General features: G+C 73.5%; 21 protein-coding genes. 16 read left to right on the forward strand and 5 right to left on the reverse strand.

Translation table 11 applies throughout. The annotated features are described in order from the left end of the window. Positions 1-10: 10 nt before the first annotated feature. Positions 11-1,795 (reverse strand): acetyl-CoA carboxylase biotin carboxylase subunit, encoded by a 1,785-nt coding sequence (locus tag ACOOHC_RS05945; protein ID WP_420453088.1) that lies wholly within the window; start codon positions 1,793-1,795, stop codon positions 11-13. A 19-nt stretch (positions 1,796-1,814) separates the two neighbouring features. On the opposite strand from ACOOHC_RS05945, the gene ACOOHC_RS05950 reads away from it, so the two are divergent. The 13 genes from ACOOHC_RS05950 (at position 1,815) to ACOOHC_RS06010 (ending at position 14,295) form a co-directional block, all read left to right on the forward strand. Beyond that, a complete protein-coding gene (locus ACOOHC_RS05950; protein WP_420453089.1) occupies positions 1,815-2,621 on the forward strand; it encodes a biotin--[acetyl-CoA-carboxylase] ligase in 807 nt (268 codons plus the stop codon). A gap of 58 nt (positions 2,622-2,679) precedes the next feature. Further along, positions 2,680-3,717, forward strand: coding sequence for an LCP family protein (locus ACOOHC_RS05955; protein ID WP_420453090.1), 1,038 nt, complete (start codon positions 2,680-2,682; stop codon positions 3,715-3,717). 43 nt (positions 3,718-3,760) lie between these two features. Continuing rightward, positions 3,761-4,636, forward strand: coding sequence for a glucose-1-phosphate thymidylyltransferase RfbA (rfbA, locus tag ACOOHC_RS05960; RefSeq protein ID WP_420453091.1), 876 nt, complete (start codon positions 3,761-3,763; stop codon positions 4,634-4,636). Next, positions 4,633-5,199 carry a dTDP-4-dehydrorhamnose 3,5-epimerase gene (rfbC, locus tag ACOOHC_RS05965; RefSeq protein WP_420453092.1) on the forward strand — a complete coding sequence of 189 codons (567 nt, stop codon included), beginning with the start codon at positions 4,633-4,635 and terminating at the stop codon, positions 5,197-5,199. Before rfbA ends, rfbC begins: the two co-directional genes overlap by 4 nt. Then, positions 5,196-6,158: a dTDP-glucose 4,6-dehydratase gene (gene rfbB / locus ACOOHC_RS05970; RefSeq protein ID WP_420453093.1), complete on the forward strand. Its 963-nt coding sequence runs from the start codon at positions 5,196-5,198 to the stop codon at positions 6,156-6,158. Before rfbC ends, rfbB begins: the two co-directional genes overlap by 4 nt. Before the next feature lie 40 nt (positions 6,159-6,198). Further along, positions 6,199-7,065: a dTDP-4-dehydrorhamnose reductase gene (gene rfbD, locus ACOOHC_RS05975; RefSeq protein ID WP_420453094.1), complete on the forward strand. Its 867-nt coding sequence runs from the start codon at positions 6,199-6,201 to the stop codon at positions 7,063-7,065. Positions 7,066-7,144: 79 nt separating this feature from the next. Then, entirely contained in the window at positions 7,145-7,732 is a 588-nt protein-coding gene (locus ACOOHC_RS05980; protein WP_420453095.1) for a mismatch-specific DNA-glycosylase, read from the forward strand. Positions 7,733-7,760: 28 nt separating this feature from the next. After that, the gene (locus ACOOHC_RS05985) at positions 7,761-8,888 is read left to right on the forward strand and encodes a glycosyltransferase family 4 protein (protein ID WP_420453096.1); all 1,128 of its coding nucleotides are present in this window, start codon (positions 7,761-7,763) and stop codon (positions 8,886-8,888) included. Next, on the forward strand, positions 8,885-9,997 hold the full coding sequence (locus ACOOHC_RS05990; protein ID WP_420453097.1) for a glycosyltransferase family 4 protein: 1,113 nt from the start codon (positions 8,885-8,887) through the stop codon (positions 9,995-9,997). The genes ACOOHC_RS05985 and ACOOHC_RS05990 overlap by 4 nt, the downstream gene beginning before the upstream one ends. A 137-nt stretch (positions 9,998-10,134) precedes the next feature. Next, on the forward strand, positions 10,135-11,349 hold the full coding sequence (locus ACOOHC_RS05995; RefSeq protein ID WP_420453098.1) for a glycosyltransferase family 4 protein: 1,215 nt from the start codon (positions 10,135-10,137) through the stop codon (positions 11,347-11,349). An 11-nt stretch (positions 11,350-11,360) separates the two neighbouring features. Further along, positions 11,361-12,278, forward strand: coding sequence for a hypothetical protein (locus ACOOHC_RS06000; RefSeq protein WP_420453099.1), 918 nt, complete (start codon positions 11,361-11,363; stop codon positions 12,276-12,278). Further along, positions 12,278-13,276, forward strand: coding sequence for a sugar phosphate nucleotidyltransferase (locus ACOOHC_RS06005; RefSeq protein WP_420453100.1), 999 nt, complete (start codon positions 12,278-12,280; stop codon positions 13,274-13,276). The genes ACOOHC_RS06000 and ACOOHC_RS06005 overlap by 1 nt, the downstream gene beginning before the upstream one ends. 104 nt (positions 13,277-13,380) lie before the next feature. Further along, the gene (locus ACOOHC_RS06010) at positions 13,381-14,295 is read left to right on the forward strand and encodes an NAD-dependent epimerase/dehydratase family protein (protein WP_420453101.1); all 915 of its coding nucleotides are present in this window, start codon (positions 13,381-13,383) and stop codon (positions 14,293-14,295) included. Positions 14,296-14,320: 25 nt separating this feature from the next. Here the strand turns inward: ACOOHC_RS06010 and cofD are convergent, their stop codons facing one another. Next, positions 14,321-15,421: a 2-phospho-L-lactate transferase gene (gene cofD, locus ACOOHC_RS06015; protein ID WP_420453102.1), complete on the reverse strand. Its 1,101-nt coding sequence runs from the start codon at positions 15,419-15,421 to the stop codon at positions 14,321-14,323. 2 nt (positions 15,422-15,423) lie between these two features. Then, a complete protein-coding gene (locus ACOOHC_RS06020) occupies positions 15,424-16,587 on the reverse strand; it encodes a glycosyltransferase family 4 protein (protein ID WP_420453103.1) in 1,164 nt (387 codons plus the stop codon). 91 nt (positions 16,588-16,678) lie between these two features. On the opposite strand from ACOOHC_RS06020, the gene ACOOHC_RS06025 reads away from it, so the two are divergent. Beyond that, positions 16,679-17,668 (forward strand): GDP-mannose 4,6-dehydratase, encoded by a 990-nt coding sequence (locus tag ACOOHC_RS06025; RefSeq protein WP_420453104.1) that lies wholly within the window; start codon positions 16,679-16,681, stop codon positions 17,666-17,668. 7 nt (positions 17,669-17,675) lie between these two features. Here ACOOHC_RS06025 and ACOOHC_RS06030 read toward each other — a convergent pair whose 3' ends face one another. Together ACOOHC_RS06030 and ACOOHC_RS06035 are read right to left on the reverse strand one after the other, a co-directional pair. After that, positions 17,676-18,959 (reverse strand): hypothetical protein, encoded by a 1,284-nt coding sequence (locus tag ACOOHC_RS06030; RefSeq protein ID WP_420453105.1) that lies wholly within the window; start codon positions 18,957-18,959, stop codon positions 17,676-17,678. Positions 18,960-19,044: 85 nt separating this feature from the next. Continuing rightward, on the reverse strand, positions 19,045-19,245 hold the full coding sequence (locus tag ACOOHC_RS06035; RefSeq protein ID WP_420453106.1) for a hypothetical protein: 201 nt from the start codon (positions 19,243-19,245) through the stop codon (positions 19,045-19,047). Positions 19,246-19,392: 147 nt separating this feature from the next. Here ACOOHC_RS06035 and ACOOHC_RS06040 point away from each other — a divergent pair, with 147 nt between their 5' ends. Both ACOOHC_RS06040 and ACOOHC_RS06045 read left to right on the forward strand, forming a co-directional pair. Continuing rightward, the gene (locus tag ACOOHC_RS06040) at positions 19,393-22,938 is read left to right on the forward strand and encodes a glycosyltransferase (RefSeq protein WP_420453107.1); all 3,546 of its coding nucleotides are present in this window, start codon (positions 19,393-19,395) and stop codon (positions 22,936-22,938) included. Next, entirely contained in the window at positions 22,935-24,542 is a 1,608-nt protein-coding gene (locus ACOOHC_RS06045; protein WP_420453108.1) for a DUF5719 family protein, read from the forward strand. Before ACOOHC_RS06040 ends, ACOOHC_RS06045 begins: the two co-directional genes overlap by 4 nt. Positions 24,543-24,578 lie beyond the last annotated feature (36 nt).

A 24,578-nucleotide genomic window follows, 5' to 3' on the forward strand; every position in this document is an offset into this window, starting at 1 on the left:
CCGGCTCCCGTCACTCGATCACGGCGAGCACGTCGCCCCCGCCGACCGTGTCGCCGGCGGAGACCTTGATCTCCTTCACCGTCCCGGCCGACTCGGCGTTGATCTGGTTCTCCATCTTCATCGCCTCGAGCACGATGATCCCGGCGCCGACCTCGACCTCCTGGCCGACCTCGACGAGGATCTTCACGATCGTGCCCTGCATCGGGGCCTCGATGCTCCCCGACGCGACGGCCCCGCCGCCGCTCGACGCGGCGCGGCGCTCGCGCTTCTTCGCCGGGGCCGATCCGGCGGCCACCGCGGGCTGCTCGGGGACCCACATCGACACGTCGAAGCGCTTGCCGTTGACCTCGACCGTCGTGCTGCGGCGCACCATCTCCGGAGCGTCGTCGTCGTCGCTCCCGGTGACCTGCGGCGGCGCGTCGCCGGCGGCGGTGTCGGACACCCCGGACAGGTCGAGGGTCTCCTCGACCCACTTCGTCGAGTGCTCGACCGCCGCGAAGTCGGGGTGGCGCAGGATCGCGAGGTCGGCGGGGATCGTCGTCTTCACCCCGTCGACCACGAGCTCGTCGAGGGCGCGGATCGTGCGGGCGATCGCCACGTCGCGGTCGCGTCCCCACACCACGAGCTTGCCGACGAGGTTGTCGTAGTACTGGCTGATCTCGTCGCCCGACAGGTAGCCGCTGTCGAAGCGGACCCCGAACCCGTCCGGGGGCACGAGCGTCGTGATCGGGCCCGGGGAGGGGAGGAACTTGCCGCCGGCGGGGTCCTCGGCGTTGATCCGCACCTCGATCGAGTGGCCGCGGCGCGCCGCGAGGATCTCGTCCTGGGTCATCGGCAGCGGCTCGCCGGCGGCGACGCGGATCTGCCACTCGACGAGGTCGATGTCGGTGATCATCTCGGTCACCGGGTGCTCGACCTGCAGGCGGGTGTTCATCTCGAGGAAGAAGAAGTCGCCGTCCTGGTAGATGAACTCGACCGTGCCCGCGTTGTGGTAGCCGACGGCCTTGGCCGCCTTGACGGCCGCCTCGCCCATCGCTGCCTCCACCCCGTCGGGCAGCCCCGGCGCGGGCGCCTCCTCGATCAGCTTCTGGTGGCGTCGCTGGGCCGAGCAGTCGCGCGTCGACACCCACACCACGTCGCCGTGCTTGTCACCGACGAGCTGCACCTCGACGTGGCGCGGCCAGGTGAGGTAGCGCTCGACGTAGACCTCGTCGCGCCCGAAGAAGCTCTTCGCCTCGCGCTGGGCGGACTCCATCGCGTCGGCCACCTGGTCCGCCGACTGCACGACCTTCATCCCGCGGCCGCCGCCGCCGAACGCCGCCTTGATGCACACCGGCCAGCCGTGCTCGTCCCCGAAGGAGCGGATGTCGTCGGGGCCCTGGGCGAACTCGGTGGTGCCGGGGACGATCGGGGCGCCGCCGCGCTGCGCGGCGAGGCGGCTCGAGACCTTGTCGGACATCTCGTCCATCGCGGACGCCGGCGGGCCGATGAACTCGATGCCGAGCTCGGTGACCGAGCGGGCGAAGTCCGCGTTCTCGGAGAAGAACCCGTAGCCGGGGTGGACGGCGTCGCAGCCGCTCGTGCGGATCGCGTCGAGCAGCTTGTCGGAGTCGATGTAGCTCTCGGCCGCGGTCGTCCCTCCCAGCGCGTAGGCCTCGTCCGCGAGCCGCACGTGGAGCGCGTCGCGGTCGAACTCGGAGTACACGGCGACCGTCGCGATGCCCATCTCCCGCGCGGCGCGGATGACACGGACGGCGATCTCGCCGCGGTTGGCGATCAGGATCTTCTTCAGCACGGGTGCAAATGTAGGTGCTGTGGCCGGGTCGGACGTCATTCCCCGAGACGGGTCGGGCCCCGACGGTGAGCCCGACGGCCGGTGGAGCGGACCCTGGCCCGACGGGTGGAGCGTCGACCACGTCGCCGAGACCACCAGCACGAACGACGACCTGCTCCACGCCGCCCGGCGCGACGAGGTGCCCGACCGCGGCGTCCTCGCCGCCGACCACCAGACGGCGGGGCGCGGACGCCTCGATCGGCGCTGGGACGCCCCGGCGGGCCGCAACCTGCTGGTGTCGATCCTCTTCCGCGAGGTGCCCGAGGTCGCGTCGGTGCTCACCCAGACCGTCGGCCTGGCGCTCGTCCACGGCCTCGAGTCGCTCGCCGGGCGTCCGCTCGGCCCGCGACTCGGGCTGAAGTGGCCGAACGACGTCGTGATCGGCGACCGCAAGCTCGCCGGGGTGCTCGCGCAGCGCTGCACGACCACCGGCGCCGTCGTCGTCGGCACCGGGGTGAACGTCGGCTGGGCGCCCCCCGGGGCCGCGTCGGTGCTCGACGACCTCGACCTCGACGTCGCCCCGGCCGAGGTGCTGCACCACCTCCTCGTGGCGCACGACGCGCTCGTGGCCGACGCCGTCGGCCGCGGGGCGGCCGTGATCGCGAGGATGACCACGATCGGTCGTCGGGTCCGGGTCCTGCTCCCGGCGGAGCGCGAGCTGGTCGGGACCGCACGCGGCGTCGACGACGTCGGCCGCCTCGTCGTGGAGACCGACGACGGCCGGTCCCACGTGCTCGACGTGGGCGACGTCGTCCACCTCCGCCCCCTCGAACGGCGACCCGGATGACGCGGGCGTGCCGGCGGGTGCCGTGGCGCGGGGCCCGTGCACGTCTAGCGTCGTGTCGATGCAGTCGTCATCCGAGCACGGAGCGCCCGCGCGCCCCCGGCGCCGCAGCTCGGCGTCGATCGGGGCGCTGCTCGCGCTGGGCGTCGCCTTCGCCGGAGCGCTCGGCATCACCACGGCCGCCGATCGCCAGGTGGGCGACGTCGACCGGATCGAGAACCTCGAGGACGCCCTCGTCGCGGTCGACGGCCCCGCCGTCAACTACCTGCTGATCGGATCCGATTCGCGCGAGGGGATCGACGAGGGGTCGGGCGACTTCGCGAACACCGGCGGCGAGGGCGACGTCGGGGGACGCCGCAGCGACACGATCATCGTCCTGCGCCAGGAGGAGGACGGCAACGGAGCCGCGCTGCTGAGCCTCAACCGCGACCTGTGGGTCGAGCAGGCCGACACGGGCGGCATGGACCGGATCAACGCGGCGTACAACCGCGGCACCGAGGTCCTCGCCTCGACCATCACCCGCAACTACGGCATCGAGATCAACCACGTCGTCGACGTGGGCTTCGACGGGTTCAAGGAGATCGTCGACACGATCGGCGGGACCACCGTCTGCTTCGACCACCCGACCCGCGACGTCAAGAGCGGCCTCGACCAGCCGGCCGGTTGCAACCGACTCAGCGGCGAGCAGGCGCTCGCCCTCGCACGCAGCCGCACCTACCAGCAGATGATCGACGGCGAGTGGCAGACCGACGGCACGGCCGACATCGGGCGCGTCGAGCGCCAGCAGGCGTTCATCGGCGACACCGTCACCCAGACCCTCCAGCGCCTCCAGAGCGATCCGTTCCTCGCCTCCGAGCTGATCGAGGCGACCTCCGGGTCGCTGCGCCTCGACCCGAACCTCGACCCGCTCGGCGCTGCCGGGACCCTCCGCAAGGCGTTCTCGACGGGTCTGACGACCTACACGCTGCCCAGCCAGAACGCCTCGATCGACGGCAAGTCGGTGCTCACCCTCGTCGACGGACCCGAGACCCAGGCGATCCTCGACTACTTCCGCGGGGCCGGCCCGCTGCCGCCCGTGGCCGTCGACGCCGAGGGCTGAGGGCCGGGGTCCGTTCCCGGCGATCACCCCTATCCTGCCCCCGGTGAAGGGAATCGTTCTCGCCGGCGGCACCGGCTCGCGCCTGCACCCGGTCACGATCGGAACCTCCAAGCAGCTCCTCCCGGTGTACGACAAGCCGATGATCTACTACCCGCTCTCGGTCCAGATGCTGGCCGGGATCCGCGAGGTGCTGATCATCACCACCCCCGAGGACTCCGCCGGCTTCCGGCGGCTGCTGGGCGACGGCAGCCAGTGGGGGATGGAGCTCCAGTACGCCGTCCAGCCGTCCCCCGACGGTCTCGCCCAGGCCTTCCTGATCGGCGCGGACTTCCTCGACGGCGGGGGAGCGTCGCTCGTGCTCGGCGACAACATGTTCTACGGGGCCGGCTTCTCGGCGATGGTCACCTCCGCCGCCGAGCGGGACAGCGGGGCGACGATCTTCGGGTACCACGTGAAGGACCCGCAGCGCTACGGGATCGTCGAGCTCGACACCGACGGGCGCCCGGTCTCGATCGAGGAGAAGCCCGAGGTGGCCCGCAGCCACTGGGCGGTCACCGGCCTCTACTTCTTCGACGGCGACGTGGTCGACGCCGCCCGCGCGGTCGAGCCGTCGGCGCGCGGCGAGCTCGAGATCACCTCGGTGATCGAGCGCTACCTCGAGCGCGGCGAGCTGTCCGTCGAGCTGCTCGACCGCGGCCACGCCTGGCTCGACACCGGCACCTTCGACTCGATGATCGAGGCCTCGGAGTTCGTCCGAGTCATCCAGCACCGCCAGAACCGCCAGATCGCGTGCCTCGAGGAGATCGCGTGGGAGAAGGGGTGGATCGACGACGACGCGATGCGCGCCTCGGGGGAGTCGATGGCGAAGAACAGCTACGGGCAGTACCTGCTGTCGCGCCTCGACGGAGGCCGGGCGTGAAGGTCGTCGACACCGCGCTCGCCGGGGTCGTCGAGGTGCGCCCCGTTCGCCACGGCGACGACCGCGGCTGGTTCAGCGAGGTGTGGCGTGCGGACGTGCTCGCCGAGGCGGGGGTCGACGTCGACTTCGTCCAGGACAACGAGTCGTTCTCGGCCGCGGTGGGGACGTTGCGCGGCATCCACTACCAGGTCGCGCCGCACCCCCAGGCCAAGCTGGTGCGCGTCGTCGACGGCTCGATCGTCGACGTCGCCGTCGACCTGCGGCGCTCGTCGGCGACGTTCGGTCGCCACGTCGCGGTCGAGCTGACCGCCGCCGAGGGGAACCAGCTGCTCGTGCCGGCCGGGTTCGGCCACGGGTTCGTGACGACCTCGCCCGACACCCGCGTCGCGTACAAGGTGTCGGGTCGCTACGCCCCCGAGTGCGAGCGGGCGGTGCGCTGGGACGACCCCGAGCTCGGCATCGACTGGCCGATCGACGGACCCGACCCGGTGCTGTCGACCAAGGACGCCGCCGCCCCCCTGCTCGCGGACCAACCCGACCTGTTCGACGAGGAGACACCGTGAAGCTGTTCGTGACCGGCGCCGCCGGGTTCATCGGATCGAACTACGTGCGCCACGTGCTCGACGCCACCGACCACGAGGTGACGATCTACGACGCGCTCACCTACGCCGGGAACGTGGCGTCGATCCGCGACGTGCTCGACGACCGGCGCTGCGAGTTCGTCCACGCCGACATCTGCGACGCCGACGACGTCGCCCGGACGATGGACGGGCACGACGCCGTGGTCCACTTCGCGGCCGAGACCCACGTCGACCGCTCGATCGCCGACGGGTCGGCGTTCGTGCGCACCAACTGCATCGGGACCAACGTCCTCTGCGACGTCGCGAACCAGGTCGGCGTCGACCGCTTCCTGCACATCTCCACCGACGAGGTGTACGGCTCCGTCGAGGAGGGGTCGTCGCTCGAGGGCGACCAGCTCCAGCCCCGCTCGCCGTACTCGGCGGCCAAGGCCGGCTCCGACCTGATCGCGCTCAGCTACCACGTGACCTACGGCCTGCCCGTGGTGGTGACGCGCTGCTCGAACAACTACGGCCCGTACCAGTTCCCCGAGAAGATGATCCCGCTGTTCACCACGAACCTGATCGACGGGGAGCAGGTGCCGCTGTACGGCGACGGGATGAACGTGCGCGACTGGATCCACGTCGAGGACCACAACATCGCCGCCCAGCTCGTCCTCGAGTCGGGGACGCCCGGGGAGATCTACAACATCGGCGCCGGGAACGAGCTGACGAACGTCGAGCTCACCCACCGCCTGCTCGAGCTGTGCGGTCGCGACGAGTCGTTCATCCGCCCCGTCGAGGACCGCCTCGGCCACGACCGCCGCTACTCGGTCGACACCACCAAGATCGCCGACCTCGGCTGGTCCCGGGGTCGCGACTTCGACACCGGTCTCGCCGAGACCGTCGAGTGGTACCGGAGCAACCGGGAGTGGTGGGAGCCGCTCAAGGCCGCGACCCGATGACGGCCGCCGCGGGCCGCCGAGCGACGACGGCCGGGACCCGATGAGGATCCTGGTCACGGGGTCGAACGGCCAGCTCGGCCACGACGTCGTCGCGGCCGCCGCCGCCGCCGGCGACGACGTCGTCGCCCACGATCGCTCGTCGCTCGACGTCACCGACGCCGACCAGGTGCGCGAGCGGGTCGCCGACGCGGACCCCGGCGTCGTCGTCAACTGCGCGGCGTTCACCGCCGTCGACGCCTGCGAGGCCGAGGGCGAGCGGGCGTACGCGGTCAACGAGGGCGCGGTGGCGAACCTGGCTCGGGCGTGCTCGGAGGCGGGCGCCCACCTGGTGCACGTGAGCACCGACTACGTGTTCGACGGCGAGCTCGACCGTCCGTACCGCGAGGACGACGAGACGAACCCCCGCTCGGTGTACGGGGCGTCGAAGCTGGCCGGCGAGCGGGCGGCGGCCGAGATCCTCGGCGACGCGGCCACGGTCGTGCGCACCTCGTGGGTCTGCGGCGAGCACGGCGCGAACATGGTCAAGACCGTGCTGCGCCTCGCGGACTCCGACACCCCGCTCGCCTTCGTCGACGACCAGCGCGGGTGCCCGACGTTCACCACCGACCTGGCGGTCGCGCTGCGCACGCTCGCCGCCGAGCGCGCCGGCGGCGTCGTGCACGTGACGAACTCCGGAGCCGTGTCGTGGTACGAGTTCGTCCGTGCCGTCCTCGCCGCGGACGGCCGCGACCCCGACCGGGTCTCACCGATCTCGACCGCCGACCTCGACCCGCCCCGCCCCGCGCCGCGGCCGGCGAACAGCGTGCTCGACGACGTGGCGTGGCGGTCGCGTGGCCACCCGCCGATGCGCGGGTTCTCCGCTCCGCTCGACGAGCTCGTCCGTCGGCTCCGTTCGACCGGCGCCTGACCGCGCGGCCGCACGCCCACCGGTCGCCGCGCTCGACGGATCTGCCCGCCGGACGTCTCGAGGCAATACGGTCGGGAGCGTGGGGTTCACGCGCGACCAGTTGCGGTCCTTCGTCGGCGCCGAGGTCGACGACCTCGTCGGACCGGGGCTGGCGCTGCTGTTCGTGGGCATCAACCCCGGGCTGTGGACCGCTGCGACGAGGACCCACTTCTCCCACCCCGGCAACCGCTTCTACCCGGCGCTGCGCCTCGCGGGGATCATCGAGCGCGACATCGATCGGGGGAGCGGCATGTCCGACGACGACCGCGAGCACCTGGTGTCGCTCGGCATCGGCATCACGAACATCGCACGGCGGGCGACCGCCAAGGCGTCGGAGCTGACGGCCGACGAGCTGCGCTCCGGCGGCGAGGAGCTGCGAGCGCTCGTGCGGGCCCGGCGCCCCGCGGTGGTCGCGGTCGCCGGGGTGACCGCCTACCGGGTCGCGTTCGGCGATCGGACCGCGACGACCGGCGAGCGCGCCGAGCGGTTCGAGGGGGCGCGCCTGTGGATCGTCCCCAACCCCAGCGGACTGAACGCCCACGAGACCGTCGACTCCCTGGCCGAGGCCTACGCGGCCCCCGCGCGGGCCGCCGGGGTGATCGAGGCCGACGGGGGGTGGCGCCCGTGACGACGAGCGACCGGCGGGAGCGTCGAGGGTGACCGCGGGCGCAGACCCCGTGCGGGTGGCGTACGCCGTCGAGCAGTGCTGGCACGACGCGCCCGGCGGGACCGCCGTCGCAGCCGTCGAGATCGGTCGTGAGCTCCGGTCCCGCTGCGACGTCGACGTGCGCTTCGTCGCCGGCAAGCACCCCCGCCCGCCGGAGGCCACGTTCGCCCCGCCCGGTCCGGTCGCGATGCTCCCCCTCGCCCGGCCCCTGCTGTACGAGACGTGGACCCGGCTGCGGTGGCCGAAGGTGGAGTCCGTCACCGGACCGGTCGACGTCGCCCACGCCACCGGCCTCGTCCCGTGCGCGTCCTCGGCGCCGCTGGTCGTCACCGTCCACGACGTCGCCTTCCTCCACGACCCCGGCAAGTTCACCCGCCACGGGGTCGCGCTGATGACGCGCAGCCTCGCGGTCGCCCGCGAGCGCGCCGCCCGGGTCGTGTGCTCGAGTCGCGCCACCCACGACGACCTGCTCGAGCACGGGTTCGACCCCGACGTCGTGCGCGTCGTCCCCCTCGGCGTCGACCCCGTCGTCGCCACCGCCTCCGAGCGCGCCGACGCTCGCCGTCGACACGACCTCCCCGACGAGTACGTGCTGTTCGTCGGCACCCTCGAACCGCGCAAGAACCTGCCCCGGCTGCTCGACGCGATGCGTCGACTGGCCGCGTCCGGGACCGCGCTCCCCCTGGTCGTGGTCGGCGCGAACGGGTGGGGCGACGTGCGCGCCGGACTCGGCGACGCCGCGGGCGGGGTCGGGCCCGGCACGGTCGACGTGCGCTTCACCGGGTTCGTCGACGCCGCCGACCTGCGTGGCATCTACGCCTGCGCCACCGTGTTCGCCTACCCGAGCGAGCGCGAGGGCTTCGGGCTGCCCGTCGCCGAGGCGATGGCCCGGTCGACCCCGGTCGTCACCAGTCGGGCCACCTCGACCGAGGAGGTCGCGGGCGGCGCCGCCGTGCTCGTCGACCCGTTCGACGTCGACGACATCGCCCGGGGGATCGCCGAGGCGCTGGGCCGGAGCGACGAGCTGGTCGCCGCCGGCAGGGCGCGCGCCGCCGAGCTCACCTGGGAGCGCTCGGCCGTCGCCACGCTCGACGTCTACCGGGAGCTGCGCCGATGACGCCGCGGGTGGCGGTCAACCTGCTGTGGTGCGTCCCCGGTGAGGTCGGCGGCTCCGAGCAGTACCTCGTCCGCCAGCTCGCCGGCCTCTCGGCCCGGGCGGGCGCGCCCGAGGCGACCCTGCTCTGCCTGGAGTCGTTCGCGCGCGCCCACCCGGACCTCGTCGCCCGCCACCCGACCGCCACCGCCCCGATCGACGGGCTGAGCCGTGGTCGACGGATCCTCGCCGAGCACGGCTGGCTGACCCGGCGCAGCTCGGGGTTCGACCTCGTCCACCACGGCGGCGGGACGACACCGCTCGCCGGGCCGCGCCCGATCGTGCTGACCGTCCACGACCTGCAGTACCTCACCTTCCCCCGCTACGCGGCCCCGCTCAAGCTGCGCTACCTGCGCGCCGTCGTGCCGCGCTCGGTCGAGCGCTCGACGGTGGTCACGGTGCCGACGGACTACGTGCGCCGCACCGTCGTCGATCGCTTCGACATCGACGCCGACGACGTGGTCGTCGTCCCCCACGGGGTCGGATCCGAGCTCGGGCGCGCTGCGCCCGGCGCGGACGAGCTGCGCTCGCGCCACGGCCTCGGCGACGGACCGGTGCTCGTGCTGCCGGCGATCACCCACCCCCACAAGGGCCACGTGTTCCTGCTGGAGGTGGTGGCGCGCTCGTGGACCGATCCCGACCTCCGTCTCGTCCTCCTCGGCGGCGCCGGATCCGCGGACGACGAGGTGACGGCCGCGATCGAGCGGCTGGGCCTGGCGGGACGGGTGGTCCGCCTCGGCAGGGTCGACGACGCGGAGCGCGACGGGTTGATCGCGCTCGCCGACGCGCTCGTGTTCCCCAGCGAGTACGAGGGGTTCGGGGCGCCGATCGTCGAGGCGATGGCGCTCGGGACGCCGGTGATCTGCTCCGACCAGCCCGCCCTCGCCGAGGTGGCGTCGGACGCCGCGATCGTCCTGCCGCTCGACGCGGACGCCTGGTCCGGGGCGATCGATCGTCTCGAGCGCGAGGCACCCGCGCTGCGCCAGGCCGGCCTGCGCCGTGCGCGCGACTTCACCACGGAGGCGTCGGGGGCGGCGTTGGAGGCCGCCTACCGGCGGGCGCTCGGGCGATGAGGCTCCCCCGACGGCCCCGACCCGGTCGGCGCGGCGGAGGTCCGAGGGTGCCCGGGGGTCCGCAGGCGGCCGGCGATCCGCGGGTGATCGTGGTGTGCCCCCACTTCGCTCCCGACAACGCCCCGACGGGGACGGTCATGGCTCGCATCGTCGACGAGCTCGTCGGGCTCGGGCACGAGGTCCACGTCGTCACGTCGCTGCCGTGGTACCGCGATCACGCGATCGAGGAGGGCTGGGACGGTCGACGGGTCCGTCGCGAGGTCACCCGGTGGGGGTCGATCACCCGCGTCGACCCCTTCCCCGGCGGCGACCGGTCGAACCTCGTGCGCCGGGCCGCCGGCTTCGTCGGGTTCAGCGCCCTCGCCACCGCCGTCGCCCTCGGTGCCGGCGGACGTCGGCGCCGCGTCGACGCGGTCATCGCGATGTCGCCGCCGCTCACCCTCGGCGCCGCGGGGCGGCTCGTGGCCGCCTGGCGGCGCGCCCCGTTGATCTTCAACGTCCAGGACGTCTTCCCCGACGCGGCGATCGAGACCGGGGCGATCAGCTCGCGCTGGGTGATCGCGCTCGCCCGAGCCCTCGAGCGCGCCACGTACCGTGCCAGCGACGTCGTCACCGTGCTCTCCGACGACCTCGCGGAGAACGTGCGCGCGAAGATGCCCCCGGCGCGACTGCACCGGGTGCGGGTCATCCCGAACTTCGTCGACACCGAGGCGATCCGCCCCCTCGATCGGAGCACCGCCTACCGGCGCGAGCTCGGCCTCGGTGACGGCCCGGTGGTGCTCTACGCCGGCAACGTCGGCTTCTCGCAGTCGCTCGACCTCGTCCTCGCCGCCGCCGCCCGCCTCGACGAGGTCACCTTCCTCGTCAACGGCGACGGAGCGGCGCGCTCCGCCCTCGAGGAGGCGGCGCGGGGGCTGGCGAACGTGGTGTTCCGGGGCTACATCGAACCCGACCGCCTCGCCGAGCTGCTCGCCACGGGCGACGTCCACGTGGTGCCGCTGCGTCGCGGGTTGGGGAGTGTGTCGGTGCCGTCGAAGACGTACTCGATCATGGCCGCCGCCCGTCCGGTCGTTGCGGCGATCGACCCGGGCACCGAGGTCCCGCGGATGCTCGCCGAGTCCGGAGGCGGCGTCGCCGTCGGCCCCGACGACGCCGAGCGGTTCGTCGACGCGCTGAGATCCGTCCTGGACGACCCGGCGGAGGCGGCGCGGATGGGCGAGCGGGGCCGCCGGTGGGTCGTCGACAACGCCTCCCCGGCGGCCGTCGGGGCCGCGTACGCCGAGGCGATCGAGCGGCTCCGCGCCGCCCCCGGCGGGGGTGGGCGACCCCGGAAGTCACGGACCCAGCGCTAGCCTGCCGAGCCGTGGCAACACCCTCCTCGTCATCCACCAAGAAGGCCGCCCGCCTGGCCCAGAAGGGCAAGGGACAGAAGGTCCGCTTCCAGGGCGGCGCCCTCTTCCCGATCATCGTGGCCCTGGTCGTCGTCCTCGGCTCCGGCCTCGTCGTCTACGCCCGACAGACCCGTCCGACCTTCGACGACGTCCCGCCCACCGAGGCCGACCACTGGCACCACGTCTACGGCTTCTACCTCTGCGACCAGTGGGTGCAGCTCACCGGCGACGCCGAGGGCACCGATTCCGCCGGCAACCCGGTGAACACCGACTACGTGCTCACCGGGATCCACTCCCACGACGACGGCCTCATCCACTGGCACCCGTTCTCGCCGGCCGCGATCGGCAGCCGGGCCCAGCTCGGGGTCTTCCTCGACGTGTACGGCGTCGAGCTCGACAGCGACCAGCTCACCTTCCCCGACGACCAGCTCGGGCAGCTCCCCGACGCGCTCCGCGAGACCGGCGAGATGATCCCCGGCGAGACCGAGTGCGAGATCACCGGTTCCGACGGCGAGGTCAGCACCGAGTCGGCCGACATCCAGGTGACGGTGTGGAACAACCTCAGCGACACCGAGGGCCAGACGTTCCGCTCCGCGTTCGACCAGATCCGCCTCGACCGCGACGCGATGGTGGTCTCGATCGGGTTCGTGCCCGATGGGACCGACCTCGAGAAGCCGCCGTGGACCGACACCTTCGACGAGGCCGCCGCGAACGACCAGGCCCAGCTCGACCCCGACCAGCTCTTCCCCGGTGTCCAGGTCGACGGCGAGGACGTGACGATCGATTCGGTGCCCATCGACGATGTTCCGATCGGTTCGGCCGTCACGGGTGCCGAAGGGACGAGCGCGCCGGCCGGGACGACCGGCGCGGAGGACGAAGCCGAGAGCTGATGCAGGCCGTCGTCCTCGTCGGGGGGTTCGGGACCCGCCTTCGGCCGCTCACGAGCCACGTCCCCAAGCCGATGCTGCCCGTCGGCCACGAGCCGATGATCTCGCGCCTCATCGGCCGCCTGGAGCGCGGCGGGGTGACCGAGGTCGTGCTGGCGCTCGGGTTCCGACCGGAGCCCTTCGTCGAGGCCTTCCCCGACGGACGCTGCGGCGGGGTGGAGCTGCGCTACGCCGTCGAGCCCGAGCCGCTCGACACCGGCGGGGCGATCCGCTTCGCAGCCGACGCCGCGGGGATCTCCGAGACGTTCGTCGTCGCGAACGGCGACGTGATGACCGACCTCGACGTGTCGAGCCTGGTCGACGCCCACCGAGCGGGTGGCGCGCTGGCGACGCTGCACCTGATCGGGGTCGCCGATCCGTCCGCGTTCGGGGTGGTCGAGCTGGGCGACGACGGGTCGATCCGCCGGTTCGTCGAGAAGCCCGCACCGGGCACCGAGCCGAGCGACCTCGTCAACGCCGGCACCTACGTGTTCGAGCCGGAGGTGCTCGACCTCGTTCCCGTCGGCGTGCGGACCTCGGTGGAGCGTGAGGTGTTCCCAGCCCTCGTCGAGCGCGGTGCCCTGCGCGGCCACCCGACGCAGGACTACTGGATCGACGCCGGCGTCCCGGAGCTGTTCCGACGGGCGAACCTCGACCTGCTCGGCGGTCTCCGTCGGGCCGAGAGCTGCGTCGCGGTCGCTCCCGGCGCCCGGGTCGACCCGGGCGCGACGGTCAGCGGGAGCCTGGTGGGGGAGGGCGCCGTCGTCGAGGCCGGGACGACGATCGTCGACTCGGTGATCCTCCCCGGAGCGGTGGTCGGGGCGCGCGCCCAGGTGGAGTCGTCGGTCGTGATGGGCCGCGTCGGTGCGGACGCCACGGTGATCGACTGCGTCATCGGGGCCGACGGGGTGGTCGACGACGGCGGCCACGTCGCGTACGAGAGCGTGCCCGCGACCGAGTGAGCGCGCGGCCACCGACCCGCACGGTCGGCGGCCGGACCCGTTCGCCGGGCGCACCTCGGCGCGGCATCGTCGTTCGCGTCCACGACGGTGCGTAGCCTCGGCGCATGAGGATCGCGGTCGTGGGCGGAGCCGGGTTCATCGGCTCCCACCTCGTCGATCGGCTCCTCGCCGAGGACCACGACGTCGACGTCGTCGACGACCTCTCCTCGGGGGCGCTCGCGAACCTCGCCGACGCCCGCACGGCGAGCGGCCACGGGACGGGCGGGTCGCTCACGATCCACCACCTCGACGCCCGCTCCGACGCCGGCGACTCGCTGTTCGGGCTGCGTCGCCCCGACCTGGTGTACGAGCTGTCGCTGTTCTCGCGCACCGACCGCTCGGCGCGCGGCCAGGGCACGGGGTTCCACGCCGCCCTGTCGACGATGGAGTCGGCGCGGCGCCACGGCGTCACCAAGGTGGTCGCCACCCTCCCTGCTTCCGCCCTGTACGGGCACCCGGCCGCGTCGTCGCTGCCGGTCAAGGAGAGCGAGATCGTCCCGCGCGGGGTGCGCGGGGTGGTCGCGCGTGCGGTGGTCGACCTCATGTCGACGTACCGCGAACGTCACGTGATCGAGTTCACCGCGCTCGCCCTCGCGACGGTGTACGGGCCGCGGCAGGGCGCGCACGGCGGGGTCGTGGCGGCGTTCGTCGACGCCCACGAGCGCGGGGTGCCCCCGCGCCTCGACGGCGAGGGCCGCCAGACGCGCGACCTGCTGTTCATCGACGACGCGGTCGACGCGCTCGTGCGGGCGGGCGAGCGCGGCAGCGGTCTGGTGATCAACGTCGGCACCGGGGAGCAGACGACGCTGCGCGACCTGTGGGACGCGATCAGCGGCGGCGTCGGGCCGGAACCCGAGCTCGCGCCCGCCCGCCCCGACGATCTGCTCCGCTTCGCCGTGTCGCCGGTGCGCGCCCGGATCCACCTCGGCTGGTCGCCGTGGACCGAGCTCGTCGACGGGATCGCCCGCACCCGAACGTGACCGGCGGCGTGCCCGGCGCGGTGCGCTACGACGCGCTCGGGCCATCGGACGCCGGCCCCGGCGCGTCGCCCACGGCGTGGCCGACCGAGGCGAGGGTGGCGATCGCCAGGTCCCGGGCGACCCCCGGCTCGGACATGATCGACGGTTGCACGACGCAGGCGATCCCCTCGGCCTCGACCGCTGAGCGCAGGTGCTCGTCGGCCGGATCGACGACCAGGACCGACGCGATGGGGGCGTACAGCCGGGCGACGCCCACCACCGTCGGTTCGTGACCGAGCTCGACCATCATCCGATCGGCCGGGCCCTTGAGCGCCGCGCCCCCGACGATCGGCGAGACTGCGACCGTGCGGTCGCGGCGTGACGCGAGGAGATCGTCGACACCGGGCAACGAACGGATCGGCCCGATCGACACCAACGGGTTCGAGGGCGCGACGACGATCGTGCGCGCCGACTCGAGCGTCCGGTGAGCGGTGGCCGACAGCATCGCATCGCCGTCGAAGCGGACCGCGGCGACCGGCACCGAGTGCCGGAGCCGGACGAAGTAGTCCTGGAACGAGACCTCGTCGAGGTCCGCGCCGCCGTCGTCGCCCGACCCGTCGGCGTCGGGGGCGAGCGCGACGACGGTCGAGCACCGCTCGTCGGACATCGGCACGACCTCGACGTCGAGACCCCACGCCCGGCGGATCTCGTCGGTGACCTCGGTGAGGGTGGCGCCCTCGTCGATCCGGGCGGTGCGGTACAGGTGCGTGGCGAGGTCGCGGTCGCCGAGGTTGAACCAGCGCGCCGCCGCCCCCGACCCGTCCGGGCGCACCTGCTCGTAGCGCTCCAGCGACTCGATCGCGCGCCACGTCTCGTCGACCAGACCCCACCCGCGCTCGGGGTCGATCGCCTCGGCCAGGGTGTACACCACGGTGTCGAGGTCGGGCGAGATCGACAGCCCGTGGAGGACGGTGTCGTCGCCGGTGTTCACCACCGCGGTGACGAGGCGGGGATCGATCGCGCTCGACAGGGCGCGCAGGAAGCGCGCCGCTCCCACCCCGCCCGAGACGACCGCGACGCGCTCGGAGATCTCGCCACCGTCGGTCGACCGACCGTCGGCCGATCCGCTGCCCGTGCTCGCTCCCACGCTCATCCCTCCTCGGCGACGCGCCGGTAGAGGGAGGCGAGCTCGGTGGCGGTCCGCTGCCAGGAGAACCGGCGCAGGTTGCGCTCGCCGAGCGCGACCAGCGACCGGTGCCGCTCGTCGTCGGTCACCACCCAGTGGAGGTTGGCGGCCAGCGCATCGGGGTCGGACGGCAGGCTCAGCAGGGCGGCCGGCCCGGCGACCTCGGGGATCGACCCGGCGGTGCTCGCGACGACCGGGGTCCCGGCGCGCTGCGCCTCGAGCACCGGGAAGCCGAACCCCTCGTCGAGGGAGGGGTAGGCGAGCGCGCGCGCCTGCGCGAGCAGCCAGCGCTTCCCTCCCTCGTCGACGGGGCCGATGACGTGGACCCGGGAGCGGATGTGATCGTCGAGGCGGGACACGGCGGCGTGGATCGCCTCCTCGTCGTCACCGGGGGAGCCGGCCACGACGAGGTGGACCCGCCGGTGCGCCGCGCCCAGCCGCGCGAACGCGCGCACCAGGGTGGTCAGGTTCTTGCGGCGCTCCAGGGTCCCGAGCGCGAGCACGAACGGGGTGTCCGCGTCGAGCGCGACCCCGGTCAACGTGTGCGGGATGCGTCCGGGATCTTCGGTCGCCGGTGGCGGGCCGAGGCGCACCGTGTGCACCCGCTCGGTCGCGAGCAGCGACCGGGCGCGCGCGCTCGTCGCGCTCGACGAGGTGACGACGTGCGCGCCCTCGGCCACGCTGCGACGCAGGACGGCGGCGGAGCGGCGGACCGCGGGGTCGACCTCGTCCAGGTGCTCGAGGAACCAGCAGTCGTACACGCTGACGATCCGCGGCGCTCGTGCCGGGGGGACGACGTAGTTCGTGCCGTGCACCACGTCGGGGTTCCCCAGCCAGCGGTCCATCGGGGGCACCGAGGCCCGGGCCCACATCCGGTGCGCCACGGCGGCGGGGACCGGCAGGCGCCGGTGGGTCGGGGCGATGGCGCGCGCACGCATCGAGACCACGTAGGGAGCCAGCTCGATCGGCTCCGCATCTGTCGCCGCGTCGAGCGCCTCGTCGTCGCGCGGGACGAGATCGTGGTCGTCGTCGAGGTCGCGCAGCGCCCCCAGGGTGCCGGCGACGGCTTCGCCCACACCGGTGCGTCGACCGTGCAGCGGTCCTGCGTCGATCGCGACCACGGGCATCGCCGCAGCGTACCGAGGCCGCCCACCCCGCCACCGACGAGGTGGACGGGGTCGGCCGACGGGGGCGCGCTCACCCCTACACTCGCCGGTCATGCCACGTGCCTTCATCACCGGGGTGACCGGCCAGGACGGTTTCCACCTCGCCGAGTTCCTCCACGCGAAGGGCTACGACGTGTACGGGATGGTCAAGGGGCAGAACAACCCCCGCGCCGAGCGCCTGCAGGAGGAGCTGCCGTTCCTCGAGCTGGTGCCGGGCGACCTCGCGGACCTGCCCTCGCTCGTCGCCGCGATGCAGGTCGCCCAGCCCGACGAGGTGTACAACCTCGGCGCGATCAGCTTCGTCGCCCTGTCGTTCTCGCAGGCCGAGCTGACGGCGAACATCTCGGGGCTCGGGGTGCTGCGCATGCTCGAGGCGATCCGGATGGTCGGCGGGTCGGTGGACAACCCGATCCGCTTCTACCAGGCGTCGTCGTCGGAGATGTTCGGCAAGGTGCGCGAGACCCCGCAGAACGAGCTCACGCCGTTCCACCCCCGCTCGCCGTACGGCTGCGCCAAGGTCTTCGGCCACGACATCGTCGTCAACTACCGCGAGTCGTACGGGCTGCACGCGTCGTCGGGGATCCTGTTCAACCACGAGGGGCCGCGGCGCGGGCTCGAGTTCGTCACCCGCAAGGTCACCAACGCGGCCGCCCGGATCAGCCTCGGCCTGCAGCACGAGCTGGTGATGGGCAACCTGGACTCCAAGCGCGACTGGGGCTACGCGGGCGACTACGTCAAGGGCATGTGGATGATGCTCCAGCAGGACGAACCCGACGACTACGTGCTCGCGACGGGGCAGACGCACTCGATCGAGGAGCTCGTCGACCTCGCGTTCGGGGAGGTCGGGATCGACGACTGGTCGAGCTACGTGCGCCAGGACCCGAAGTTCTACCGACCGGCCGAGGTCGACCTGCTGATCGGTGACGCCTCCAAGGCGCGCGACGTGCTCGGCTGGGAGCCCGAGGTCGACTTCGAGACCCTCGTGCGGATGATGGTCGCGAACGACGTCGCGATCGAGGAGGCCAAGGCCCGTCGGAGCTGACGCCCGGTCAGTCGAGCGGCGCCGTCGCCTGGACGACCGAGGCGCGGTCGGGGGCGGCGCCGTCGGCGAGGCGCAGCCGCAGCGCGAGCGCGAACACGATCAGCGACGCGACCGACGAGGCCAGCAGGCCGATCTCGATCCGGCGGAACAGGTCCGAGCTGGCGACGGCCGTCGTCACGACGAACACCCCGACCCCGACCGCCCAGCCGAGCGCGACGAGCGCGTGGCCCTTCAGCGCGATCACGGCCTGGGCGAGGGCGAGGGCCATCATGTACGTGCCGCTGGCGAGGGCGAGCGCAGCGAGGGTCGCGCCGCTGAGCTCGGCCTGGTACACGACCTCGATCGCCCACGGCCCGATCGCGAACGCGCCGAGGGTGCCGACGATGCCGACCACGACGACCACGACGAGGAGCCGCGCCAGCCCGGAGCGGAACTCGCGCAGCTCGCCGCGCGCGGCGAGCCGGCTCAGCCCCGGCAGCAGCGCCGCCTGCACCGCCTGGAACAGGAACAGCGGGATCCGCGCCAGCAGCACCCCGTAGGAGAACTGGGTGACGAGGACCTTCTCGGCGTCCGCGTCGCCCGACAGCAGGGTCGCGGTGATCGGACCGGCGTTCAGCAGGGTCGCGGCGAACACCGAGCCCAGCAGCAGCCACCCGAGGTTCGGGGTGACCTCGTTCCACTCGGCCGGCGGGCCGTCGTCGGTCGTCAGCGCCCCCCGCCTCCACACGTAGCCGACGGCGACCAGCGGCGACAGCGCGATCACCAGGCCGTAGGCCCCGGCCGCGGTGACGCCGACGATCGCGAGCACGGCGCAGAGCGCGATCCGCACCAGCCCGTCCGACCCCATGATCAGCGCGTACTCGCGGAACCTCCCGCTCCCCGAGCAGACCCCGCGCGCGAGGTGGGCGGGGGCGTAGGCGGCGAAGGTGCACACCAGGGCGACCAGCATCACCCAGTCGCCGTCGAAGTAGACCTCCGTGATCAACGGGCTCGCGAGGACGATCGCGAGCGCCGTCGCGGCGACGAGGACCGCTCCCAGGCGGACGACCTTCTGGACGACGGGGCGGGTGCCCTCGCCCACCGCTCGTCGAGCCGACAGGGCCCGACCGAGCTCCTGCTCGAGGGGGAGGAAGAAGCCCGGAGCGAGAGCGAACGTCGCGAACCACAGGCTGGCGATCGGCTTGAACTCCTCCTCGCCGCCGACCCCGAGCAGCCCGACCCGGAAGAACGCGTAGGTGGCGATCCCCGCGACGACCAGGGCGATGCCGACCGGGATCGTCCCGTCGGGCACGGCGGCGCGACCTGCCGACGTGGGCCGGGGCGTGGGGGGCTGGTGGTCCGTCACGGAGGTCGTCGTTCGGGTCGGTCGGTTCGGCTCAGCGAGATCGCTGCGCCTCGATCTCGCGCCGCCGCACCTGGATCCGCTGGTAGGTGAGCACGCTCAGCCCGATCGCGGCGTACGCCGCCTCGCGGACGAGGCCGCAGGCGACCGACGCGGCGGCGTCGCTGGTCCGGTTGAGGGACCCGGCCACCGTCGGCAGCTCCTCGGGTCCCCCCGACGGGGCGGGGGCGGGCATCCGCTCACGCTACCAACCCCGTTCGGTCGCGACCCGTGGGGCCGCGACGTGCCTGCTCAGGCGCGGTCGGCGTCGCGGCGCGGGCCCGGGCGACCGAGCGGGGCGTGACGGCCGACGCCGCGGCGGCACCGCTAGCCTCGGATGGTCGTGGAAGCACCCGTCCAGAGCGCGCCCCCGGTCGTGGCGGTCGTCGTCGTCCACGATCCGGGCGACTGGTTCGCGGAGGTGGTCGACGCGATGGCCGACCAGGACTACCCGAACCTGCGGTTGCTGTTCCTCGTCGCGGGGGAGGGCGCCGACGACGACGTCGACGCGGTCGCCGAGCAGGTCGAGGCGCTCGTCGCGGGGCGCTTCGACACCTGCTTCGTCCGTTCGCTCGGAGCGAACCCGGGGTTCGGGCCGGCGGCGAACGAGGTGCTGCGGCTCGTCGAGGGCGAGAACGGCTTCTTCCTGTTCTGCCACGACGACGTCGCCCCCGATCGCGACGCCGTCCGGCTGATGGTCGAGGAGCTCTACCGGTCCAACGCCGGCGTCGTCGGTCCCAAGCTGGTCGACTGGGACGACCCGGGCGTCCTGCTCCAGGTCGGGCTCGGCCTCGACCGATTCGGCCAGATCGACCAGGCGATCGAGCCCGACGAGGTCGACCAGGAGCAGCACGACGGGGTGCGCGACGTGTTCGTCGTGCCGAGCGCCTGCATGTTGGCGCGGGCGGACCTGTTCCGGGAGCTGGGCGGCTTCGACCCGGCGATCGACCTCCACGGCGAGAGCGTGGAGTTCTGCTGGCGGGTGCACCACAGCGGGGCCCGGGTGGTCGTCGCCCCCAGCGCGCGGGTCCGGCACCGGGCCGACCTCGAGTCCCGGCGCGACGACCTGAACCACCCCCGCCTCGAGGCTCGCCACCGGTTGCGCACCCTGGCGACGATGACCGGGGCGGCGCGACTCCCGGTGCGGCTGCTGGAGCTGACCGTGCTCACCCTCGTCGAGGTGGTCGTCGGCCTGTTCTCGGGACGGCTCCGCCAGGGGCTCGCGTCCGCGCGAGCCCTGGTCGGCCTGATCCCGCGTGCGGGGGCGATCGCGAGCCGGCGTCGCCGGGTGCGCGACCTGCGGCGCGTCCCCGAGCGCGAGGTGATCGGGCTCCAGCAGCGCGGCAGCGCCCGCCTCAGCTCGTTCCTGCGCAGCCGTGACACGACGACCTACGTCGGCGCCGACTCGAACGTGCGCCGGTGGAGGGAGAGCACCACGGCTCCGGTCCTCGCCTGGATCGCGGTGCTCGTGCTGCTCGCGATCGGCGCCCGCCGCTTCTTCGCGGGCGGCCTGCCCGAGGTCGGGCAGTTCCTCCCCTTCCCCGAGAGCCCCCGCGACCTCCTGGAGGGCTTCGCACGGGGCTGGAACCCGACGGGGGGAGGGTCGACGAGCCCCAACCCGACGGGGTGGGCCGTGCTGTCCGTGCTCTCGGTCGGGACCCTGCTCCGCATGGGCCTGCTGCAGACCGCCTTCGCGCTCGGCCTGGTCGTCGTCGGCCTGATCGGGTTGTGGCGGACGGCGACGGTGTTCCCCTCGACGCGCGCGCGCGTGGCGGCGCTCGTCGTGTACGCCGCGTCCCCGCTGGTCGGCGGAGCGTTCGCGCTGGGGTCGCTCGACGTGCTCGTCACCTACGCGGCCGTCCCCTGGGTCGTGCACACCCTGCGCCTCGCGGTCGGCGTGGAGACCGCGGACCCGCGGATCGCCGAGAGCGACGTGGCGGACGCCGTGATCGAGCTCGGGTGGCCCGAGCGGATCCGGCGGACCGTCCAGCTCGCCGTGGTGATCGGCCTCGGCGCGGCGTTCGAACCGGCCGTGGCGGCGGTCGCCGCGGTCGTCGGGATGACGATGGCGGTCGCCACCCTGATCGCTCTCGCCCCGTGGCGCACCGCCCTCGATCACCTCGGCGTGACCGCCGCCGCGCTCGCCGGCGCCGCCGTGCTGAACCTGCCGTGGATCACCTCGTGGGAGTGGGCGGCGATCGCCGGGGCGCCCCCCGTCGGCGACCCGGGCCGGGGGCTGGCCGACCTCGCCGCCTTCCGCATCGCGCCGATCACGTTCGCCGCGCTCTGCCTCGCCTGGTACGTCCCCGTGGTGGCGGCGGTCCTGCTCGCGCGCGCCTGGCGGCTGACGTGGGCGGTGCGCGCCGGCTTCCTCGTCGTCGTGTTCGGCTTCCTCGCGGTGCTGGCCGACCGGTCGTCGCTGCCCGTCGCGGCCCCGGCCGCCGGGATCCTGCTCGTCCCGGTCGCCCTCGGCGTGGCGATCTCCGCGGCCGCCGCCCTCGCGGCGTTCGACCTCGACGTGCGCGGCGGCTCGTTCGGGTGGCGCCAGCCGCTCGGGATCGCCGCCAGCGCCGCGGTCGTTGTCGGGCTGGTTCCGGGGGTGCTGGCCGTCGGACCGGGGGACTGGGACGCGCCGACGACCCCGCTGCTGCGGTTGGTGCAGACGGCGCTGCCGGACGTGCCCGAGGACGATCCCGCCCACTACCGGGTGCTCTACCTGGGCGACGCCCGGCTGCTGCCCACGCCCGCCGTGGAGTACCGCGACGGGGTGTCGTTCGCGCTGAGCGACGACGCCGATCTCGACGTGCGCTCGACGTGGTCGTCGCCGGGCGAGCTCGACGCGACCGTCGTCGGCATCCTCGACCAGATCGCGCTCGGATCGACCCAGCGGGCCGGTCAGCTGCTCGCGCCGCTCGGCGTGCGCTACATCGTCATCCCCCAGCTCGACGGCGTCGTGTCGACGTCGAGCGAGCCGCTCCCGCTCCCCGTCGGTCTCGTCGAGGCGTTCGACGACCAGCTCGACATCGTCGCCGACGGCCTGCCGACCGTCGAGATGTACCGCAACGCGTCGTGGATGCCGACGCTGTCCCTGCTCGAGGGCCCGACCGCCGAGGCGAGTCGCTCGGCGGGCGACGAGGCGCTCGTGCGCGCGGACCTGGGTTCGGTCCGTGCGATCGCCACCGGTGCCGACTCGTGGTCGAGCGACGACGTGCGCTTCGAGGTCGAGCCGGGCGTGGTCCACCTCGCCGTGCCCTTCGACGACCGGTGGCGCCTCGAGGTGGGAGGCGGGGAGGTCGTCGCCCGGCCGGCGTTCGGCCTGACCACGGCCTTCGACGTCGGCGCCGGCGGGGTGGCCACCCTGAGCTACGACACCGCGTCGTCGCGCACCGCTCTGCTGGTGCTGCAGCTCCTGCTGTGGGCCGTCGCGCTGTACACCGCGACGCGCGTCGAGCTCCCGTTCGCCCGACGTCGCCGCCGGGTGGTGACCGACGAGACCCTGATCACGATCGACGCCGAGGTCGACCGGGGCTTCGAGGACGCCGTCGGGGCGGGTGCCTCGATCCCCGCGGTCGCCACCTCGACCGGCGGGGAGCCGGATCCGGCCGGGATCGATCCGCCGGGCGACCGCGCGGGCGCGCCCGCGGACGGGATCATCGACGAGCTCCCGTGGGTGGACGACCTGATCGAGGAGGTCGAGGATCCGATCGGCGTCGTCCCCGAGCGCGTCGACGGCCCCTCCGACGAGGTCGCACCCGGCGCCGCGCCCGACACCTCCTCCGACGGAGCGTCCGACGGGGTCTCCGACGGGGAGTCCGCGACCGGAGCGGGTGACGACGCGCCCGGCGGCTCCTCGGAGATCCAGGTGGACGACGGCGGGGCGACCCGGTGACCCGTCGGGCGATCCCCGCGATCGCGCTGCTCGTCGTCGGGCTCGGGGGGATCCTGGCCGTCGGTCGCGAGGCGCCGGTGCGCAGCGCTCCGCTGTTCGCCACGGCCGACGGCACGTGGATGCCCGCCGTCGGGGTCTCCGGGGCGCTCAGCGGGAGCTGGTTCTGCCCCGGGGTCCCGACCGACGACGCCGACGGCGTCGGCGGGGAGATCGTCGTGTCGAACGGCGGAGCCGAGGAGCTGATCGCGTCGTACGCCGTGCTCACCGACGCCGGGGTCGTGACCGAGGGGGAGCTGAGCGTCGCCGCCCGGTCCCAGGCGCGCCTCGACGTCGACGAGTCGGCGGACGGGGCGTCGTTCTCGAGCGTCGTCGTCGAGGTCGAGGGCGGGCGGGGGTTCGTCGAGCAGATCGCCCGGCACCCGCTCGGCACGTCGGTCGCGGCGTGCTCCAACGACACCTCTCCCGACTGGTACATCGCGGACGGGTACACCCTCGACGACAGCGTCGAGACGCTCGTGCTCACCAACCCCTTCGACGAGCCGGTCAGCGCCGACCTGCGGTTCTCCACCGAGTCGCGCCAGGCCGAACCGGGCCAGTTCGACGGCTTCATCGTGCTGCCGCGCTCGGTCCGCACGATCCGCATCGCCGACCTCGGAGCTCGCGACGAGCCGGTCATCTCCGTGGCGATCGAGGCGCGCTCGGGGCGGCTGGTGGTCGGCCGCGCGCAGGAGTACCGGGGCGACCGGGTCGGCTACGACGTGTCGCTCGCGGCGCCGGCGCTGCGCGACCAGTGGTGGTTCGCCGACGGCGAGCGGGCGGACGGGATCACCGAGACCTTCTCGGTGTACAACCCGACCGACGAGGAGGTGGAGGTCACCGTCTTCTTCGGCGGGCTCCCGCTGTCCGCGACGGGGGTCAACGAGCGCGACCCGATCGTCGTCCCCCCGCGCCGCGTGGTCGTGTACGACCCGACCGTGGTGACCGGGGAGGCCGGCACGTCGGGTGACGCTGATCCGCCCGGCACCGAGGCACCCGACGCAACGGCACCCGACGGATCGGCACCCGCTGACGGCGAGGGGACGGACGACGAGGAGGGGGCGGACGACGATGCGTTCGTCGAGTTCGACGACCCGAGCCTCGAGCTCCCCGTCGGTCGCCACGCCACCGTGTTCTCGACCCTCGCCCAGCCGTCGATCGTCGTCGAGCGGGTGCTGACGCGACCGAGCGGCGACTCGATCTCGACCACGGTGGTGCAGGGCGCGACCGTGCGCCCGCCGAACGGGTTCGTCGCCAGCGCCTGGCGAGTGGGGGTCGGGCCGACCGAGCCCACCGAGGACGCGCTGGTCGTGTGGAACATCGACCAGGTGCCCTCGACCGTCAGCGTGTCGGTGATCGGGCCCGACGGCGCGTCCGTCGTTCCGTCGCTGTCGGAGATCCCGCTCGCCGAGGGGGCGATCGCGACGATCGACCTGGTCGATCCCGAGCTGCTCGGTCGCGAGCTGGTCGTGTCGGCGACCACGCAGGTGTTCGTCGAGCGATCCCTGCCGCGCGGCGGCGACCTCGCCGGTCGCAGCGGCTCGTGGCCGCTGCCCCAGGCCGGCTGATCCGTCCGTCGCCGACGGTCCGCCGACGACGGGTCG

Source organism: Ilumatobacter sp., assembly GCF_965215205.1.
Taxonomy (GTDB): Bacteria; Actinomycetota; Acidimicrobiia; order Acidimicrobiales; family Ilumatobacteraceae; genus Ilumatobacter_A.

Coding starts and splice junctions, on each gene's coding strand:
- ACOOHC_RS05995 (WP_420453098.1), top strand. CDS start 10,135: ATGGCTCGCATCGTCGACGAGCTCGTCGGGCTCGGGCACGAGGTCCAC.
- ACOOHC_RS06035 (WP_420453106.1), bottom strand. CDS start 19,245: ATGCCCGCCCCCGCCCCGTCGGGGGGACCCGAGGAGCTGCCGACGGTG.
- ACOOHC_RS05990 (WP_420453097.1), top strand. CDS start 8,885: ATGACGCCGCGGGTGGCGGTCAACCTGCTGTGGTGCGTCCCCGGTGAG.
- rfbD (WP_420453094.1), top strand. CDS start 6,199: ATGAGGATCCTGGTCACGGGGTCGAACGGCCAGCTCGGCCACGACGTC.
- ACOOHC_RS06025 (WP_420453104.1), top strand. CDS start 16,679: ATGCCACGTGCCTTCATCACCGGGGTGACCGGCCAGGACGGTTTCCAC.
- ACOOHC_RS06010 (WP_420453101.1), top strand. CDS start 13,381: ATGAGGATCGCGGTCGTGGGCGGAGCCGGGTTCATCGGCTCCCACCTC.
- ACOOHC_RS05955 (WP_420453090.1), top strand. CDS start 2,680: ATGCAGTCGTCATCCGAGCACGGAGCGCCCGCGCGCCCCCGGCGCCGC.
- ACOOHC_RS06020 (WP_420453103.1), bottom strand. CDS start 16,587: ATGCCCGTGGTCGCGATCGACGCAGGACCGCTGCACGGTCGACGCACC.
- ACOOHC_RS06005 (WP_420453100.1), top strand. CDS start 12,278: ATGCAGGCCGTCGTCCTCGTCGGGGGGTTCGGGACCCGCCTTCGGCCG.